Source organism: Thioclava sp. SK-1 (assembly GCF_001705665.1).
Classification (GTDB): domain Bacteria; phylum Pseudomonadota; class Alphaproteobacteria; order Rhodobacterales; family Rhodobacteraceae; genus Thioclava.
On the sequence record NZ_MDHA01000021.1, the window covers coordinates 198,952 to 214,932 of the forward strand.

The 15,981-nt window shown below is 56.7% G+C and carries 14 protein-coding genes; 9 read left to right on the forward strand and 5 right to left on the reverse strand.

What is annotated here, in order from left to right:
* Positions 1-25: 25 nt before the first annotated feature.
* Entirely contained in the window at positions 26-898 is an 873-nt protein-coding gene (locus BFP70_RS01740) for a lysophospholipid acyltransferase family protein (protein ID WP_083217290.1), read from the forward strand.
* 21 nt (positions 899-919) lie between these two features.
* On the opposite strand, the gene BFP70_RS20575 is transcribed toward BFP70_RS01740, so the two are convergent.
* Positions 920-2,023 carry a thioredoxin family protein gene (locus BFP70_RS20575; protein WP_141693057.1) on the reverse strand — a complete coding sequence of 368 codons (1,104 nt, stop codon included), beginning with the start codon at positions 2,021-2,023 and terminating at the stop codon, positions 920-922.
* A 218-nt stretch (positions 2,024-2,241) separates the two neighbouring features.
* On the opposite strand from BFP70_RS20575, the gene acnA reads away from it, so the two are divergent.
* The 5 genes from acnA (at position 2,242) to BFP70_RS01770 (ending at position 7,901) form a co-directional block, all read left to right on the forward strand.
* A complete protein-coding gene (gene acnA / locus BFP70_RS01750; protein ID WP_066009532.1) occupies positions 2,242-4,992 on the forward strand; it encodes an aconitate hydratase AcnA in 2,751 nt (916 codons plus the stop codon).
* Between the two features lie 234 nt (positions 4,993-5,226).
* Positions 5,227-6,288, forward strand: a complete 1,062-nt coding sequence (locus tag BFP70_RS01755; RefSeq protein ID WP_066009534.1) for a 3-hydroxyisobutyryl-CoA hydrolase — start codon at positions 5,227-5,229, stop codon at positions 6,286-6,288.
* A 180-nt stretch (positions 6,289-6,468) separates the two neighbouring features.
* Positions 6,469-6,849 carry a hypothetical protein gene (locus BFP70_RS01760; RefSeq protein ID WP_066009536.1) on the forward strand — a complete coding sequence of 127 codons (381 nt, stop codon included), beginning with the start codon at positions 6,469-6,471 and terminating at the stop codon, positions 6,847-6,849.
* 177 nt (positions 6,850-7,026) lie between these two features.
* Positions 7,027-7,434, forward strand: coding sequence for a hypothetical protein (locus tag BFP70_RS01765; protein WP_066009538.1), 408 nt, complete (start codon positions 7,027-7,029; stop codon positions 7,432-7,434).
* Positions 7,435-7,451: 17 nt separating this feature from the next.
* Positions 7,452-7,901: a hypothetical protein gene (locus BFP70_RS01770; RefSeq protein ID WP_066009541.1), complete on the forward strand. Its 450-nt coding sequence runs from the start codon at positions 7,452-7,454 to the stop codon at positions 7,899-7,901.
* An 86-nt stretch (positions 7,902-7,987) separates the two neighbouring features.
* Here the strand turns inward: BFP70_RS01770 and uvrA are convergent, their stop codons facing one another.
* Positions 7,988-10,843, reverse strand: coding sequence for an excinuclease ABC subunit UvrA (gene uvrA, locus BFP70_RS01775; protein WP_066009542.1), 2,856 nt, complete (start codon positions 10,841-10,843; stop codon positions 7,988-7,990).
* Between the two features lie 220 nt (positions 10,844-11,063).
* Here uvrA and BFP70_RS01780 point away from each other — a divergent pair, with 220 nt between their 5' ends.
* Complete coding sequence (locus tag BFP70_RS01780) at positions 11,064-11,420, forward strand: rhodanese-like domain-containing protein (RefSeq protein ID WP_066009546.1); 357 nt, start codon at positions 11,064-11,066, stop codon at positions 11,418-11,420.
* A 185-nt stretch (positions 11,421-11,605) separates the two neighbouring features.
* On the opposite strand, the gene BFP70_RS01785 is transcribed toward BFP70_RS01780, so the two are convergent.
* Positions 11,606-12,733 carry an NADH:flavin oxidoreductase gene (locus BFP70_RS01785; RefSeq protein ID WP_066009547.1) on the reverse strand — a complete coding sequence of 376 codons (1,128 nt, stop codon included), beginning with the start codon at positions 12,731-12,733 and terminating at the stop codon, positions 11,606-11,608.
* A gap of 115 nt (positions 12,734-12,848) precedes the next feature.
* On the opposite strand from BFP70_RS01785, the gene BFP70_RS01790 reads away from it, so the two are divergent.
* The gene (locus BFP70_RS01790; RefSeq protein ID WP_066009549.1) at positions 12,849-13,277 is read left to right on the forward strand and encodes a helix-turn-helix domain-containing protein; all 429 of its coding nucleotides are present in this window, start codon (positions 12,849-12,851) and stop codon (positions 13,275-13,277) included.
* A gap of 118 nt (positions 13,278-13,395) precedes the next feature.
* Here the strand turns inward: BFP70_RS01790 and BFP70_RS01795 are convergent, their stop codons facing one another.
* Positions 13,396-14,202, reverse strand: a complete 807-nt coding sequence (locus tag BFP70_RS01795) for an alpha/beta fold hydrolase (RefSeq protein ID WP_066009550.1) — start codon at positions 14,200-14,202, stop codon at positions 13,396-13,398.
* Complete coding sequence (locus tag BFP70_RS01800; protein ID WP_066009554.1) at positions 14,199-14,801, reverse strand: 2-hydroxychromene-2-carboxylate isomerase; 603 nt, start codon at positions 14,799-14,801, stop codon at positions 14,199-14,201. Before BFP70_RS01800 ends, BFP70_RS01795 begins: the two co-directional genes overlap by 4 nt.
* A gap of 130 nt (positions 14,802-14,931) precedes the next feature.
* Here BFP70_RS01800 and BFP70_RS01805 point away from each other — a divergent pair, with 130 nt between their 5' ends.
* Positions 14,932-15,951, forward strand: coding sequence for a ribose-phosphate pyrophosphokinase (locus tag BFP70_RS01805; protein WP_066009556.1), 1,020 nt, complete (start codon positions 14,932-14,934; stop codon positions 15,949-15,951).
* Positions 15,952-15,981 lie beyond the last annotated feature (30 nt).

A 15,981-nucleotide genomic window follows, 5' to 3' on the forward strand; every position in this document is an offset into this window, starting at 1 on the left:
AAGCCACCCAAAACCGGAGGCCCAGATGGCAAAGCGCGACACACCGACGATGACAGACCGAGTTTCGGCCAATGTTTTCAAAGCCGGAATGAGCGTGCTTCGGCGTCTGCCCTATCCACGGCGCATTCATTTGGCCGGACGCATGGTTGCCCGGCTTGCGCCCGCATTGGGGATGCATAGGCGCATTCGGGCCAATCTGGCACTGACCTGCCCAGATCTGAACGCGGCGCAAATCGATCAAATCTGTGAGTCGGTGCCCGATAATATCGGTCGCTCTCTGGCCGAGATTTATTCCGGGGATGAATTCATCTCCCATGTCCAGGGTCTGCAGCTAAGCGGACCGGGGGCAGATCATCTTATTGCCCTGCGCGATGCGGGGAAATCGGCGGTTCTGGTCACCGGGCATTTTGGGAATTACGACGCATGGCGTGGGGCCTTGCATGCGCAAGGGTTCAAAATTGGCGCGCTGTATCGCCCGATGAATAACCGCCTGTTCAACCGCGATTACCTGAAGGCGATTTCGCGCATCGCAGAGCCCCTGTTCCCACGGGACCGGCGCGGCATGGCAGGGATGGTGCGGCACTTGAAAGATGGGGGTATGATCGGGTTGGCCAGCGATCAATATTTTCACAGCGGCGCGCAGCTGACGTTTTTTGGCCAGACCGCGCCCTCCCCCCTATCGGCGGCGGAATTGGCGATCAAATATGATGTGGACATGATCCCGATCTATGCAATCCGCAAGGACGACGGGCTTAGCTTTACGATCATCGTGGAAAGGCCGATCCCTGTCACCTCGGCTGAAGAGATGACGCAGGCTTATAATGATTCGCTGGAATCACAGGTGCGCGCCCACATGGGGCAGTGGTTTTGGATCCATCGCCGTTGGAAAAATCGCTAAGGATTATTTCATTTTGGCTGATTATTTCAGCTCTGCCGCTGCAAGAATAGCACCCGGCAATGGGGAGGACCGCCCCGGCCGCGCCGCCTGCACCAGCAAAACGGCGGGTTCATTACCGTCAATTTTTGCCGTCAATCGTGTGGCAGTGCGCCCGTCCCAATCGGCCACCGCGTGCCAGGCGGTCACAACATTGGTATAGTCGATCTCCATCCCGGCATTTTCACCGCGCAAGATATCCACGCGCGCCGAGGGGATATAGCGCACGATCTGCACCACGGCCCCACCGTCCAGCGGCGGGTCGGCGCGCAGTTCAATCTGATATTGTCCCTTGCCGCCACTGACAGAAATAGACACGGGCGAGGTGACATTTTGCGCGTCATCCAATGCCTCATAAACCGCGCCAGGATCGGCCCCCACCAGGCTTTTCCGGCCCGAGACGATCAACTGCGGCGTATAAATCATCCGCTCCCCCGACGCACGAGCATAGGCTTTTTGCCGCGTGGTGAAGGCAGGTTGGGCGAACGGATCTTCCCAACCCAGATAATCCCAATAATCAACATGCAAGGCCAACGCTATGACGTCTTTACGCTGTGATATCTTGCCAAACAGCTTATCTGCAGGCGGGCATGACGCGCAGCCTTGCGATGTGAACAATTCAACCACAACAGGGCCAGACGGTCGCTTGCCAACCTGGGTTGCCCCCGATCCGTTGAACCCTTTGGCCATGCGCGCCGCAGGGACCGGATTAGAAATCGCACCATTCATCGCACCTGATGGGGCCAGCGCAGATCCGGCTGCCACATCAGAGGGTTCGATCCCGCTTTCTTGTGTAGTGTCTTGTGCGATGTCGGGCGTTGGCGCAGCGTCATCAATCGATTGTGCGACGGATTCCGCGGCGTCCTGCGTTAGATCAGAATCCGCCTGATCGCGCCCACCCAAGTCAAGGCCGCCCAAATCCGCGCCACCCAAATTCTGGGACCGTGCATCCGTCGCCAGCCCTGCAACGATGGCAAAGGCAAGGCAGACGGCAGTTTGTCGCCATGGCGCATGCGTCTTCATCATCATCGGCAGATCAAGCTCCTGTTTCCATGTCGTGTAAGAGTCGTAATGCCCGACCCCTTGCATGACCAATCAAGGTTTTGCGAGATTATGAAACGCATTGCCATGCCTACCAGCCCTGCCATAGCGTTATATAAGCGTGAAAGTGGTAAATAATTCGTATTGACCCTCCTTTCTGTGTGCAATGGTATACAAAAAATTCCACTGCCCCCTTGAACGCGGCAACGCAATGGGGCAGTTAGTTCCCAGCGATACCCTAATTTCCCAAAGGGAGGCCAAACCCCATGACCATCGTAACCGGTAAGGACACCGCCAACACCCGTCGTGAATTGACGGTTGGCGACAAGACATTGTCCTACTACTCGATCCCCGCTGCGACCGAAGCCGGTCTGGGCGATTTTTCAAAACTTCCAGCCTCGCTGAAAGTCGTTCTTGAGAACCTCCTGCGGTTCGAAGATGACGGGTTCACCGTCTCTGTCGACGACATCAAGGCATTTGGCGAATGGGCACAAAAAGGCGGTAAGAACCCGCGCGAGATCGCTTATCGCCCTGCCCGCGTGCTGATGCAAGATTTCACCGGCGTTCCCGCCGTTGTGGACCTTGCGGCCATGCGCGACGGCATCAAGGGCCTTGGTGGCGACGCCCAGAAAATTAATCCGTTGGTGCCCGTTGATCTGGTCATCGACCACTCGGTCATGATCGACGAATTCGGCAACCCACGCGCGTTCCAACAAAACGTTGACCGCGAGTATGAGCGCAACATGGAGCGCTATCAGTTCCTGAAATGGGGCCAAGGCGCGTTTGAAAACTTCCGCGTTGTGCCGCCCGGCACTGGGATCTGTCACCAGGTGAACCTGGAATACCTGTCGCAGACCGTTTGGACCGACAAGGACCAAAACGGCAAGGAAGTTGCCTATCCTGATACGCTGGTCGGCACCGACAGCCACACAACCATGGTCAACGGCGCCGCCGTTCTGGGCTGGGGTGTTGGCGGTATCGAAGCCGAAGCCGCGATGCTGGGTCAGCCGATTTCCATGCTGATCCCTGAAGTTGTCGGCTTTAAGCTGACAGGCGCGATGGTCGAAGGCACGACCGGCACCGACTTGGTTCTGAAAGTCGTTGAAATGCTGCGCAAACATGGCGTTGTCGGAAAATTCGTCGAATTCTACGGCGAAGGTTTGGACAATCTGCCGCTGGCACAGCGCGCAACGATCGCCAACATGGCACCTGAATATGGCGCAACCTGTGGCTTCTTCCCGATCGACGGTGAGACCCTGCGCTATCTGGAAACTACGGGGCGCGACAAAGACCGCATTGCCTTGGTCGAAGCCTATGCCAAGGAAAATGGTTTCTGGCGCGATGCCGATTACAGCCCGATCTATTCGTCGACGCTGGAATTGGACATGAACAGCATCGTTCCGGCAATCTCGGGCCCCAAACGCCCACAAGATTACGTCGCCCTGACCAATGCCGCACAAGCGTTCGACGCGGTTGTATCGGAATTCCGTGGCCAGGACGAAAGCGCCGCATCCGCACAGATGCTGTCTGAGGCCCCGGCCCCCGACACAGTCATGGACCTGAAGAAAACCGCCAAGGTTGACGGTCAGGACTATGAAATCCGTGATGGCTCGGTCGTGATCGCTTCGATCACATCATGCACCAACACGTCCAACCCCTATGTGTTGATCGCCGCAGGCCTTGTGGCCCGCAAAGCGCGTGCACTGGGTCTGGACCGCAAGCCTTGGGTCAAGACATCGCTGGCACCGGGATCACAGGTTGTAACCGCCTATCTGGACGCCGCTGGCCTGTCTGAAGATCTGGACGCTGTCGGCTTCAACCTTGTGGGCTATGGCTGCACGACTTGTATCGGTAACTCTGGCCCGATTGCGCCGGAATTGTCGAAAGCGATCAATGATAACAACCTGATCGCCACCTCTGTCCTGTCGGGCAACCGCAACTTTGAAGGCCGTATCTCCCCCGATGTGCGCGCGAACTACCTTGCGTCGCCGCCGCTGGTCGTGGCCTATGCGCTGGCCGGTGACATGAATATCGACATGTCGTCGCAGCCAATCACGCAGACGCCAGATGGTAAAGATGTCTACCTGAAAGACATCTGGCCCACCGATAAGGAAATCGCGGATCTGGTCGACAAAGTTGTCACCCGTGAGGCCTTCCAGTCCAAATATGCCGACGTCTTCAAAGGCGATGAAAAATGGCAGGCTGTCGAAGTATCTGGTGGCGAAACCTATGATTGGCCCGCCTCGTCAACCTATATCCAAAATCCACCATATTTCCGCGGCATGAGCCCGGACGCTGGTGTGATTTCAGATATCGAAGATGCAGGTATTCTGGCTGTTCTGGGGGATATGATCACCACTGACCACATCTCCCCTGCGGGCTCGTTCAAAGCGGATACTCCGGCCGGAAAATACCTGACCGAGCGTCAGGTCGCACCAAAAGATTTTAACAGCTATGGCTCGCGCCGTGGCAACCATGAAATCATGATGCGCGGCACATTCGCCAACATCCGCATCAAGAATGAGATGCTCGATGGTGTCGAAGGCGGCTTCACCAAAGGACCCGATGGCGAACAAACCACCATCTTTGATGGGTCGATGGCCTATCAAGAGGCTGGCAAGCCATTGGTCATCTTCGGTGGCGAGCAATACGGTGCAGGGTCCTCGCGTGACTGGGCGGCCAAAGGCACCAACCTGCTGGGCGTCAAAGGTGTGATCGCAGAAAGCTTTGAGCGTATTCACCGCTCGAACCTGATCGGTATGGGGGTGATCCCGTTCGAATTCACCGGCGACGACACGCGCAAAACGCTGGGGCTGACAGGTGACGAATCGGTGACCATCACCGGCCTGGCTGGCGATATCAAACCGCTGTCCAACGTTCCGTGCACCATCACCTTCAAAGATGGCTCCACTAAAGAGATCCAGCTCAAAGCCCGGATCGATACCGCGGTCGAGATCGAGTATCTGAAAAACGGCGGCGTTCTGCACTATGTGCTGCGCAACCTTGCCAAAAGCTGATCCCTGATCCAGTGATGCAATCGAAAGCCCCGCCTTGGCGGGGCTTTTTGCTGTCAGGGGTCATCTGCCACCCCTACGTATCGCCCAAAGTGCTGGCGGCAAAGAACAGCCGCTGCGGCCGGCACGCGCTACATCGACCGAGTGCCGCTTGTCGCCCTGCGCTTGGCCTTGCAATCCCCGCGTCTGGGCGGGACACTATGGCCCATGACATGGCATCAGCCAGGAGGGATCCCCATGACCGATGATCTTCGCACATATGTCCAGGGTCACGCCGGGCGGATCACCTTTGCCCGCCCCAAGGCGCTTAATGCGCTGAACCACCCAATGTGCCTAACGCTAGAGCGCGCGCTTGATGCCTGGCGTGATGATGCCGCCGTCGCGCTTATCGTCATCGATGCCCAAGGTGAGCGCGCCTTTTGCGCGGGCGGTGATATCGCCGCAGTCTATCACGCCGGCATCACAGGCGATTTCACTACCGGGCAACAATTTTGGCGCGACGAATACCGAATGAATGCCAAGATCGCCGCCTATCCCAAACCGATCATCGCCTTTATGCAGGGCTTTGTGATGGGCGGCGGCGTGGGTGTAGGGGCGCATGCAAGCCACCGTATCATCGGCGCATCAACGCAGATGGCCATGCCTGAAAGCGGCATTGGGCTTATCCCCGATGTCGGCGGCACCTATCTTTTGGCCCATGCGCCGGGACATATAGGCGAATATCTTGGCGTCACCGGTGCGCGCATGACACCGGCTGACGCACTTTATGCAGGGTTTGCTGATCGCTATTTGCCAGAAGAAACATGGCCGCAGATTATACAGGCACTGTGCGACCACGGCGATCTGCGCGATATGCCCAGCGGCCAAACCCCACCAAATTCCAGCACCCTGGAGGCAATGCGCCCACAGATTGACGCGATATTCTCACGTCCCGATTTGGAGCAGATCCTAACTGCATTGCGCGCCGCCGACAGTGAATTTGGACATAAGACCTTAAGCGTTGTGGCGCGAAATGCCGCCCTCTCAATGCAGGCCGCGATACAGCTGATCCGGATAGCGCGGGCACAAAACGATATCTGTCAGGCGCTGTCGAATGAGTATCGCTTTACTTACCGGGCCTGCGAATTGGCCGAGTTCTTGGAGGGGGTGCGCGCCCAGATCATCGATAAAGACCGCACACCGCATTGGCAAGACACACCCGACAGCCTGACTTCGCAGCGGGTTCAGGCGCTTTTGGCCCCGCTTCCAGCACAGGCGGGCATTAATTTTGGTGCCCCCGCCCCAAACAGGGCCTTATGAAAATACAGCCGCATAATGGCCGTATAAAGCAGTCTAATGGATGGGTGGCATATTTCCAAAGCGTGGATTTGAAATATGCTAACATACTATCACGAAAAGGTTTTTTATATAATTTCACGCAACCAAACCAAGGGGGAGCAGCGTTCTATCTGTATCTGAGCATGACAAAGGATACAGACGATGAAACGTTTAATGATGATGACTTCTGCCGCAATGATCGCCTTTTCCGGCGCGGCAATGGCAGGCCCTAATAACAGCCCCAACGCCTGCGCACCGGGGCAAAAATGTGATGCTCCCCATGCGCAAAAATCCGATCACGTCAAAGCACCGCAGGCGCAGCATTCACAAAAATCCGACCATAAAGCCGCACCGCAAAAGCAGGCCGCAAAGAAACATTCTGCGCCCGGGCACGCCCCCACATCTGCGCAGTTGAAACGCCTGCCCCCGCCCCCATCAGGGCGCGAATATCGTATCGTTGATGACCGCGTCGTAACGGTGAACAAAGACACGCTGGAAGTGGTTGCTGCCGTGGGCCTAGTCAGCGCATTGCTAAATAACTGAAGTGGCGCAACGGCCTTGTCAGGTCAGAGGGCACAGACCCTCTGACCGGCCCGAGCGCCAGCGCTAAGCTGCTGCTTATCGGCCCCTTTCCGCCCAACCCAAACTGCACAACACGCATGTGATTGGAACTGTTTTGCCTGTCACTGCATTGCACTTGTAACATTAGGAGGATGTTCCATGAGCACATCAAAAATTAAGCTGACCCTTCTTGCAACCGCCACTGCGCTTGCCTGTGGCCTAAGTGCCGGCGTCGCAAGCGCTGATCCACGCGGCTGCCCCCCCGGACATCAACAAGGGCATGGGGTATGCGGCCCTCCCGGACAGGTCAAGAAACACGACGCGCGTGACTTTCACCGTTACGATAAACATGACCGCCGCGCAGATGGGGGCGGCAGACATCGTGACGACAGGTTTCGGGTGGGCGACCGGATGACCTCGGACTATATTGTCATCAAAGACCCGCGCCGCTATGGACTTGATCCGCACTACGAATATCGCCGTCACGGCGACCAGATTTACCGTGTGGACCGTGACTCGCAGCAAATCCTTGCCCTGATCGGTGCCGTGACCGCCCTTATGAACTGACTCTGACAGGATAGCCAATGCAACAGCCCCGATCCAACATTCTTCACCCAATTCTGTTGTCGGTGGGGGTCGTGGGATTTGGGCTTCTTGCACCTATGGCCAGTCAGGCGCAGACGGTTTTACGCGGAGGCGCCGCAATGCAAAGCCAAAAAATTGAGAGCGAGATCACCGCCGACACAGGCCTGCAAGAGTGCCGCGACTTGCGCTCGGGCGATCGATTTTGCCGCACTGTTTCGCCCAGCGGCCAAACCGGTCGCTGGGTCTTGTCCAACAAGGCCACGCCCGATTATGCAGTTGGAGATGCCTATCCGGTCTATCAACAATCCATGTTGATGGATTTACGCCGCTATGATCTTCCCGATGTCGACGGCAACTGGCGCTATTATATGACCGATAACATCGTCTACAAGGTCGCCGCCGACACCAACAAGGTGATCGAAGTGGTGGGCTATCGCTCTGGCCGTTGACCGAGCGCAGCGCCCCCCCGGTTCATTGGCTGCGCGCATCTGATATTAACACCTGATACATCCTCCGGCCCTAAGGCCGAAGTCGTTCACTGCGCCGCAGCTTTGCTTTCCAACATTGGTGCCAAATAGCGCCCGGTATGGCTGCGCGGCTCTTTGGCCACCTCTTCCGGGGTGCCAACGGCCACCACCTCTCCGCCGCCATCACCGCCTTCTGGACCAATATCAATGATCCAGTCCGCAGTTTTGATCACATCCAGATTATGTTCGATCACCACGACGGTATTGCCCTGCTCTACCAACTCGTGCAGGACTTCCAACAGCTTGCGCACATCTTCAAAATGCAGGCCCGTCGTAGGTTCATCCAGGATATACAGCGTGCGCCCGGTCGACCGTCGCGACAATTCTTTCGACAGCTTGACCCTTTGTGCCTCGCCGCCTGACAATGTTGTCGCTTGCTGACCCACTTTGATATAGCCAAGGCCGACTTCAACCAGCGCGTCCATTTTCTCCCGGATGGAGGGGACGGCTTTAAAAAAGCTTTGCGCATCTTCAACAGTCATATCCAGAACATCTGCGATGGACTGACCTTTGAATTGCACTTCCAGCGTTTCACGGTTATAGCGTTTGCCCTTGCAGGTCTCACATTCCACATAGACATCGGGCAGGAAGTGCATCTCAATTTTGATGACACCGTCGCCTTGGCAGGCCTCGCAGCGGCCCCCTTTCACGTTGAATGAGAACCGGCCCGGCTTATAGCCGCGTGCCTTGGATTCTGGCAGGCCCGCAAACCAATCACGGATTGGCGTGAAGGCGCCGGTATAGGTCGCAGGGTTTGATCGTGGCGTTCGCCCAATGGCGCGTTGGTCAATATCAATGACCTTGTCCAGATGTTCCAACCCCTTGATCGTTTCACAAGGGGCCGGAGTTTGACGTGCACCGTTCAACCGCATCGAAGCGGTTTTGAACAATGTTTCAATCGTCAGCGTGGATTTCCCCCCGCCCGAGACACCTGTGACACAGACAAATTTGCCCAGCGGGAATTCGGCCGTTACATCCTTCAGGTTATTGCCCGAGGCTTTGACAACCTTCACTTTTTTCTTATTTCCCTTACGCCGCGTCGCAGGCACCGGAATTTCACGCAGGCCCGACAGATATTGTCCGGTGATACTGTTGGGATCCGCCGCAATCTGTTCGGGCGTGCCATGCGCGATCACCTGACCGCCATGAACACCGGCACCCGGACCAATATCAAAAACATAATCCGCATGCCGGATCGCGTCTTCATCATGTTCCACCACGATGACCGAATTGCCCTGATCACGCAGGTTTTTCAATGTGGTCAACAGCCGGTCATTGTCACGCTGATGCAACCCGATAGAGGGTTCATCAAGCACATACAAAACGCCGGTCAAGCCGGACCCGATCTGGCTGGCCAGGCGGATACGTTGGCTTTCGCCGCCCGATAACGTGCCTGCGGCCCGCGACAAAGTTAGATAATCCAGGCCGACATTGACCAAAAATCCAAGCCGTTCGCGGATTTCTTTCAAAATCGCTTTGGCGATTTCATTTTTTTGGTGGCTCAGCTGTTCTGGCACATCACCGATCCAAGCATGGGCTTCCTTGATCGACATCTCAACCACCTGCCCCACATGCAGCCCGGCGATTTTCACCGCCAGCGCCTCTGGCTTCAGGCGATATCCACCGCAGGACCCGCAGGGGCGGTTATTCTGATACCGTTCCATTTCCTCGCGCGACCATGCGCTTTCGGTTTCACGGAACCGGCGTTCCAGATTGGGTACCACGCCTTCAAAGCTGCGTTCAACTGAATAGACCCGCCCACCCTCATCAAAGCGGAAGGCAATTTCCTCATCACCAGAACCGCGCAAAAACAGCTCTTGGATCTTTTTCGGTAGGTCTTTCCACGCGGTTTTCTTGTCGAAATCATAATGTTTCGCCAAGGCTTCAATGGTTTGGGTGATATAGGGGCTTTTGGTGCGCGCCCAAGGTGCAATGGCACCCGCCGCCACCGACAGGGTTTGATCCGGCACCACCAGACGGTCATCGAAAAACAGCTCTACCCCTAGACCATCACAGACCGGGCAGGCCCCAAAAGGCGCGTTGAACGAAAACAACCGAGGTTCAATTTCAGAAATAGTGAAACCACTGACAGGGCACGCAAATTTTTCAGAAAATGTGAACCGCTCTCCCTCACCTTCGCGCGGAGCTGTTTCCAAAATCGCAATCCCATCAGCCAGATCCAGTGCTGTACGGAAACTGTCGGCCAGACGGGTCTCCATCCCTTCGCGCACGACGATCCGATCCACGACCACATCAATATTATGGCGGAATTTCTTATCCAGAACGGGTGGCTCTTCCAGATCATGGAAAGTGCCATTGACCTTCACACGCTGAAAGCCCTGCTTGCGCAGCTCAATGAATTCTTTCTTATATTCGCCCTTACGGTCCCGCACGATGGGCGCCAGAAGATAGCCGCGCGTGCCTTCCTCCATTGCCATGGTGCGGTCAACCATATCCTGAACCTGCTGCGCTTCAATCGGCTCGCCTGTCGCGGGGCTGTAGGGCGTGCCGGCGCGGGCATATAACAGCCGCATGTAGTCATAGATTTCAGTCACTGTCCCAACGGTTGACCGTGGGTTCTTTGATGTCGTCTTCTGCTCGATCGAAATCGCCGGGCTTAGCCCGCTGATATGATCAACATCAGGCTTGCCCATCATATCAAGAAATTGGCGCGCATAGGCCGACAGGCTTTCGACATAACGCCGCTGCCCTTCGGCATAGATCGTATCAAACGCTAATGAGGATTTTCCCGACCCCGAAAGGCCGGTGATCACCACGAACTGATCGCGCGGAATATCCATATCCACGTTTTTCAGATTGTGTTCGCGCGCACCACGCACCTCAATGGTTTTCAGCTCGGCCATGCTATACCCCTTCGGAACCTGATCCCTAGATAGGGTGTCACCGCGCCATCGCCAATGGAAAAGTGCGAACAAACTGTGAACTTCTGCGCATTCGTTCAAATGCATGGCATTTTGGAAAAAATCACAGTCGCGCCACCATGAATGCGATCGCTTGCATCGCCGGGCAAAGGGGCTCACATCTAGGGCAGAGCCTGCAGCCCTTCGCATAACGGATCGTCATATGTCTTCAAACACCCCGAACACACCGCATCCTTTGACTGCTGCCGAGGCCATCGAAATGGCTGCAAGCGGACAATTGCAATTGATAGATGTCAGAGAGCTGGCAGAGCTGACCGCTTCTGGAAAAGCCCAAGGTGCGCTGCATATTCCCCTGGCACAGGTTGCGGCGAAAACCGCGCCCGACAGCCCAGAGAAATTATCACAGCTGTCGACCCAAACACCCGTGGCCATTTACTGCGCAATGGGGGGGCGGGCCCGAAAGGCTGCCGAGGTGATGACACAGCTTGGCTACGCCAAAGTCTATAATATCGGCGGGTTCTCGGATTGGCAGCAGGCCGGTGGACCGGTGTCTGCGTAACACAGCAGGCCGCAGCGGCGCCTTGCGTTGCGCAGGCCTCTGTCTGGCCTGAAGGCTGGCGCCGATAACACCGGCACTATGTGGCGCAACAACAGTCAACCGCATTTTGGAAGGGGCCAACGGCCCCTGACCGCGCCGCTGCGGGTTCGATGCCCGCAGCGGCGCGATTTGGGTTTACGCTGCGCTTAGTCCAGCGCGCCCAGGTCTTTGGCGTCAAACCCGTGCAGCTGATCCGCCTCACCGGCTTTTACCTTTGCCGCCCAATGCGCATCGGAAATCAACGCCCGGCCAACCGCGATCAGGTCGAATTCATCGCGCGCCATCCGGTCGGTCAACTTATCAAGCGATGTCGCCTTCGACCCTTCTCCGGCAAACGCACCAAAGAACTCCCCCGACAAACCAACCGACCCGACAGAGATCGTCGGCACACCGGTGATTTTCTTCGCCCAACCGGCAAAGTTCAAACCGTCTTCGCCATCGATTTCCGGGAATTCCGCTTCCCAGAACCGGCGCTGCGAGCAGTGCAAGATGTCCACGCCTGCATCCACCAACGGCTGCAGCCAATCCTCCATCTCGGCGGGGCTATGGGCCAATCGCACCGAATAATCTTGCTGTTTCCATTGGCTGACACGCAAAATAATCGGGAAGTCAGGGCCCACGGCTTCGCGCACAGCTTTTACAACAGCTACAGCAAAGCGTGATCGCTCTGCGATGGTTTTCCCACCCCAGTGATCGTCACGCAGATTGGTCCCTTCCCAGAAGAACTGATCGATCAGATAGCCATGCGCACCATGAAGTTCGGCCACGTCAAAGCCCAGATCCTTGGCCGCTTTGGCTGCTTTGGCATAGCCTGCGATTGCCGCCTGAATATCCTCTTCTGTCATGGTCTCACCGCGCGGATCACCCGGACCGATCAGGCCAGAGGGGCTTTCCACCGGAGCCTCAGGCTCCCACTCGCCCGAACGGGTCGAGCCAGTATGCCAGATCTGCGGGCCCATTTTGCCGCCTGCGCCATGCACCGCGTCAATCACACGTTTCCAGCCTGACAGGGCCTCGTCACCGTGGAAAAACGGGATACCTGCCATGTTGCGTGATGCGGGGCGGTCGATCACTGTGCCCTCTGAGAGGATCAGGCCGACATCGCCTTCGGCGCGGTGCTGGTAATAGCTGGCGTTGGCCGGCCCGGGGATCCCCTGCGGCGCCATAGAGCGTGTCATCGGCGCCATGACAATCCGGTTTTTCAGCGTCAGGCCCTTATAGGTAAAGGGACGAAAAAGCGTTTCTGTTTTGGAGGTCGGTCCATCAAGAGACATCGGGGAGGTTCCTTTTTGCTAGGCTTATCTTCAGACTTGGCCCTATAGGTATATTTGTGATACCTAGTGTCAATAAGGCACCTATATTGCACTACGTCACCTGAAGGTAACCCGCATGAATGATCACGTTGACACTTTCGTCGCTGCGCCAGAGGCGACCGCTGATACATCAGCGCCGAATGTTTGTTCTGTTGCAAATTTCTCGGTCGCCTGCCCCTGTCGGGAATTGTTCGATCAGATCGCAGATAAATGGTCGATGATGATATTGACTGTTTTGGACAGCGGCCCAACACGTTTCAATGCGCTGAAACGCTGCCTTGAAGGGGTGAGCCAGAAATCATTGACTCAGGCCTTGCGGAAATTGGAACGAAATGGGGTGATCATTCGCACGGTGCTGCCGGCAACGCCTGTGGCGGTTGAATATCAATTAAGCCCGCTTGGCAAAACACTGCTGCCACCGTTTCGTGCGTTATATGGCTGGACAAAGGATAATTATGCCGCTGTATCGCAGGCCCGAACGGAATATGATGCCCGCAGCGGTTGAGCCCTATAGGCATCTTCGACACGGTTTTCGCGATGTCATGCCACGCCTGCAGCGGGCTTTGGATATTTTTGGCAAGATGAAAGGGCCGCCGTTGGGCATTGACGGCCCTGTTGAGGCGTTAACTGCGGTCGATATTCATTGCAATTAAATCGCTAACCACCTGCGCGTGGGTGATAGGCACCATATGGCCCGCGTTGGGAACGCATGCGGTGCCCACGTCTTGGAAACGCGGTGCAAGCGATTGACAAACCTGTGCAACCGATGCGGGGCTTTTATCGCCATGGATCAACAATACCGGGGCGTCAATACTTTCCAGCCCATCAGGGCGCAGGATATCGCCGGGGTCTTCGAGGTTGCTGCGTGAGGCGGAGGCAATGATCGGCAACTGAGCGCAGCGACGGGCACGTTGATCAGGTGTGAGGGCCTCCCACATCCCGGCGGCCCCCCAAATGTCGATGAACCCTTTTACGGCGTTGTCGTCTTGCCCTGATGCGATCAGTGTTTCCAATTGCGTTTGATCGGCCTGCAAGCGGGCGTAGTCTGCGGTGCCTTCGATCGCCTTGAACAAGATCGGTTCGATCAGCGTGAGGGAGCGCACCGCATCAGGCGCTGCAACCGCAATACGCAAGGCGGCCGCTGTGCCGAAACTATGGCCGATAATATCGACAGGCCTGCGGATGAAGCTGGCGGCGATTTGGGTGGCGTGTTTTTGATAGTCCCCGGCATGGATATCGCGGTCCCAATCGCCGCTTTGACCATGTCCTGGAAGATCGAAGACGGTGGTGGTCAGCTGATCTTCCAGCGGGCTGAGGACAGACCGCCACATCCGGCTGTTACCCATAGCGCAATGGATGGCCAGGGCTGGGCGTGGTCCCGTGCCCAAGGTCTGTGCGTGAATTTTCGTGCCAAGGATCACCGATGTCATGCCAATGTACCAAGATGGGCGTCAAGAAAGTCCAACCGGTCCTGCCCCCAGAACCGCTGATCGCTTTCGCGCACGATATAGAATGGCGCGCCGAACACGCCTTGGACGATAGCGCTATCCAAATTTTTCTCATAGGTGATGGCGCCATCGAACAGACCTGTGGTCACCAAGGCTTCGTCAAAGCCTGTATCGCGCAGAATGTCGCGGATCACGTCATCTTGGCTAATGTCGCGGTCGTCGGCCCATAGCGCACGCAAAATCCCGTGCACCAGAGGCCCGACCGGGGCAGCGCCGGAATTCTGCGCTGCGATAATCGCATAAGACGCCGGCGCAGGGTTGGGGGGATAAATCGTCGGCTGTGCGACCATTTTCATCCCCATCCGATCGGCCCAGCGGTCCAGCTCTTGCCGGCGGTAGTCCATGCGGCTGGGATGGCGCGCTGCCGGGCGTGTGCCACCCGTGCGATCAAACAGCGCCAGAAGGTCCAGCGGACGATAGATGATCTGCGCCCCGTGTCGGGCCGCGATGTCTTCCAGCCGCAGCCCCGCGAGATAGGTCCAAGGAGAGAAAACTGAGAAATAATAGTCGATATGAGCCATTTCGACAGGTCCTGACATGCGCTTGAGGTTTGATTGGAGAGTAACCCGGTGCTAAGGCATGCGCAATCCAAGCGAATCCTTGCCGTGACCGTCGATGATACGGGGACGGCCCCTCCCGGAGCTCTTTGATATGCCAGCCATGACCGAACCGAAACTGATTTCCGGCAATGCCAATAAGTTGCTTGCCCAATCGATCGCCCGCCGCATGTCCATGCACCGCGGGATGTCGGTTGGTCTGGTTGATGCCCGCGTTGAGCGGTTCAACGATGCTGAGATATTCGTCGAGGTGTTCGAGAATGTGCGCGGCGAAGATATGTATATTATCCAGTCGACGTCGAACCCGGCCAATGACAATCTGATGGAACTGTTGATCATGACCGATGCGTTAAAGCGGTCATCGGCAGATCGTATCACCGCTGTGATCCCGTATTTTGGCTATGCGCGCCAAGATCGCCGCGCCAAGGCCCGCACGCCGATTTCGGCCAAGCTGGTTGCGAACCTGTTGACCGAGGCCGGTGTGGACCGCATATTGACACTGGATCTGCATGCGGCACAGATTCAGGGCTTCTTTGATATTCCGGTAGACAACCTTTATGCGGCGCCGGTCTTTGCGTTGGACATCTTGCATAATTTCAAAGGCCAGCTGGACGACGTGATGGTGGTATCGCCTGACGTGGGTGGTGTGGCGCGTGCGCGAGAATTGGCCAAGCGGATTTCGGCCCCATTGGCGATCGTGGACAAGCGCCGCGAAAAGGCTGGCGAAGTGTCGGGCATGACCGTGATCGGGGATGTGACCGGCAAGAAATGTATCATCGTTGACGACATGTGCGACACGGCGGGCACGCTGTGCAAAGCCGCCGAAGTGCTGCTGGAAGCGGGCGCTACCGAGGTTCACGCCTATATCACTCATGGGGTTATGTCCGGCCCCGCAGTGGAGCGTGTGACCAATTCGGTAATGAAATCGCTGGTTATTACGGACTCGATCCAACCAACGCAGGCGGTTTTGGATTGCCCCAATATCCGCATCGTTCCTACTGCGCCGGTCTTCGCGCAGGCGATCTTGAACACATGGTCGGGCACGTCGGTATCATCGCTGTTTGAAACTGACACATTGGTTCCGATTTATGAGGGGATGTATTCGCAAGGCTAAGCGCCCCCCGCAATACTGACGTTTTTGCAA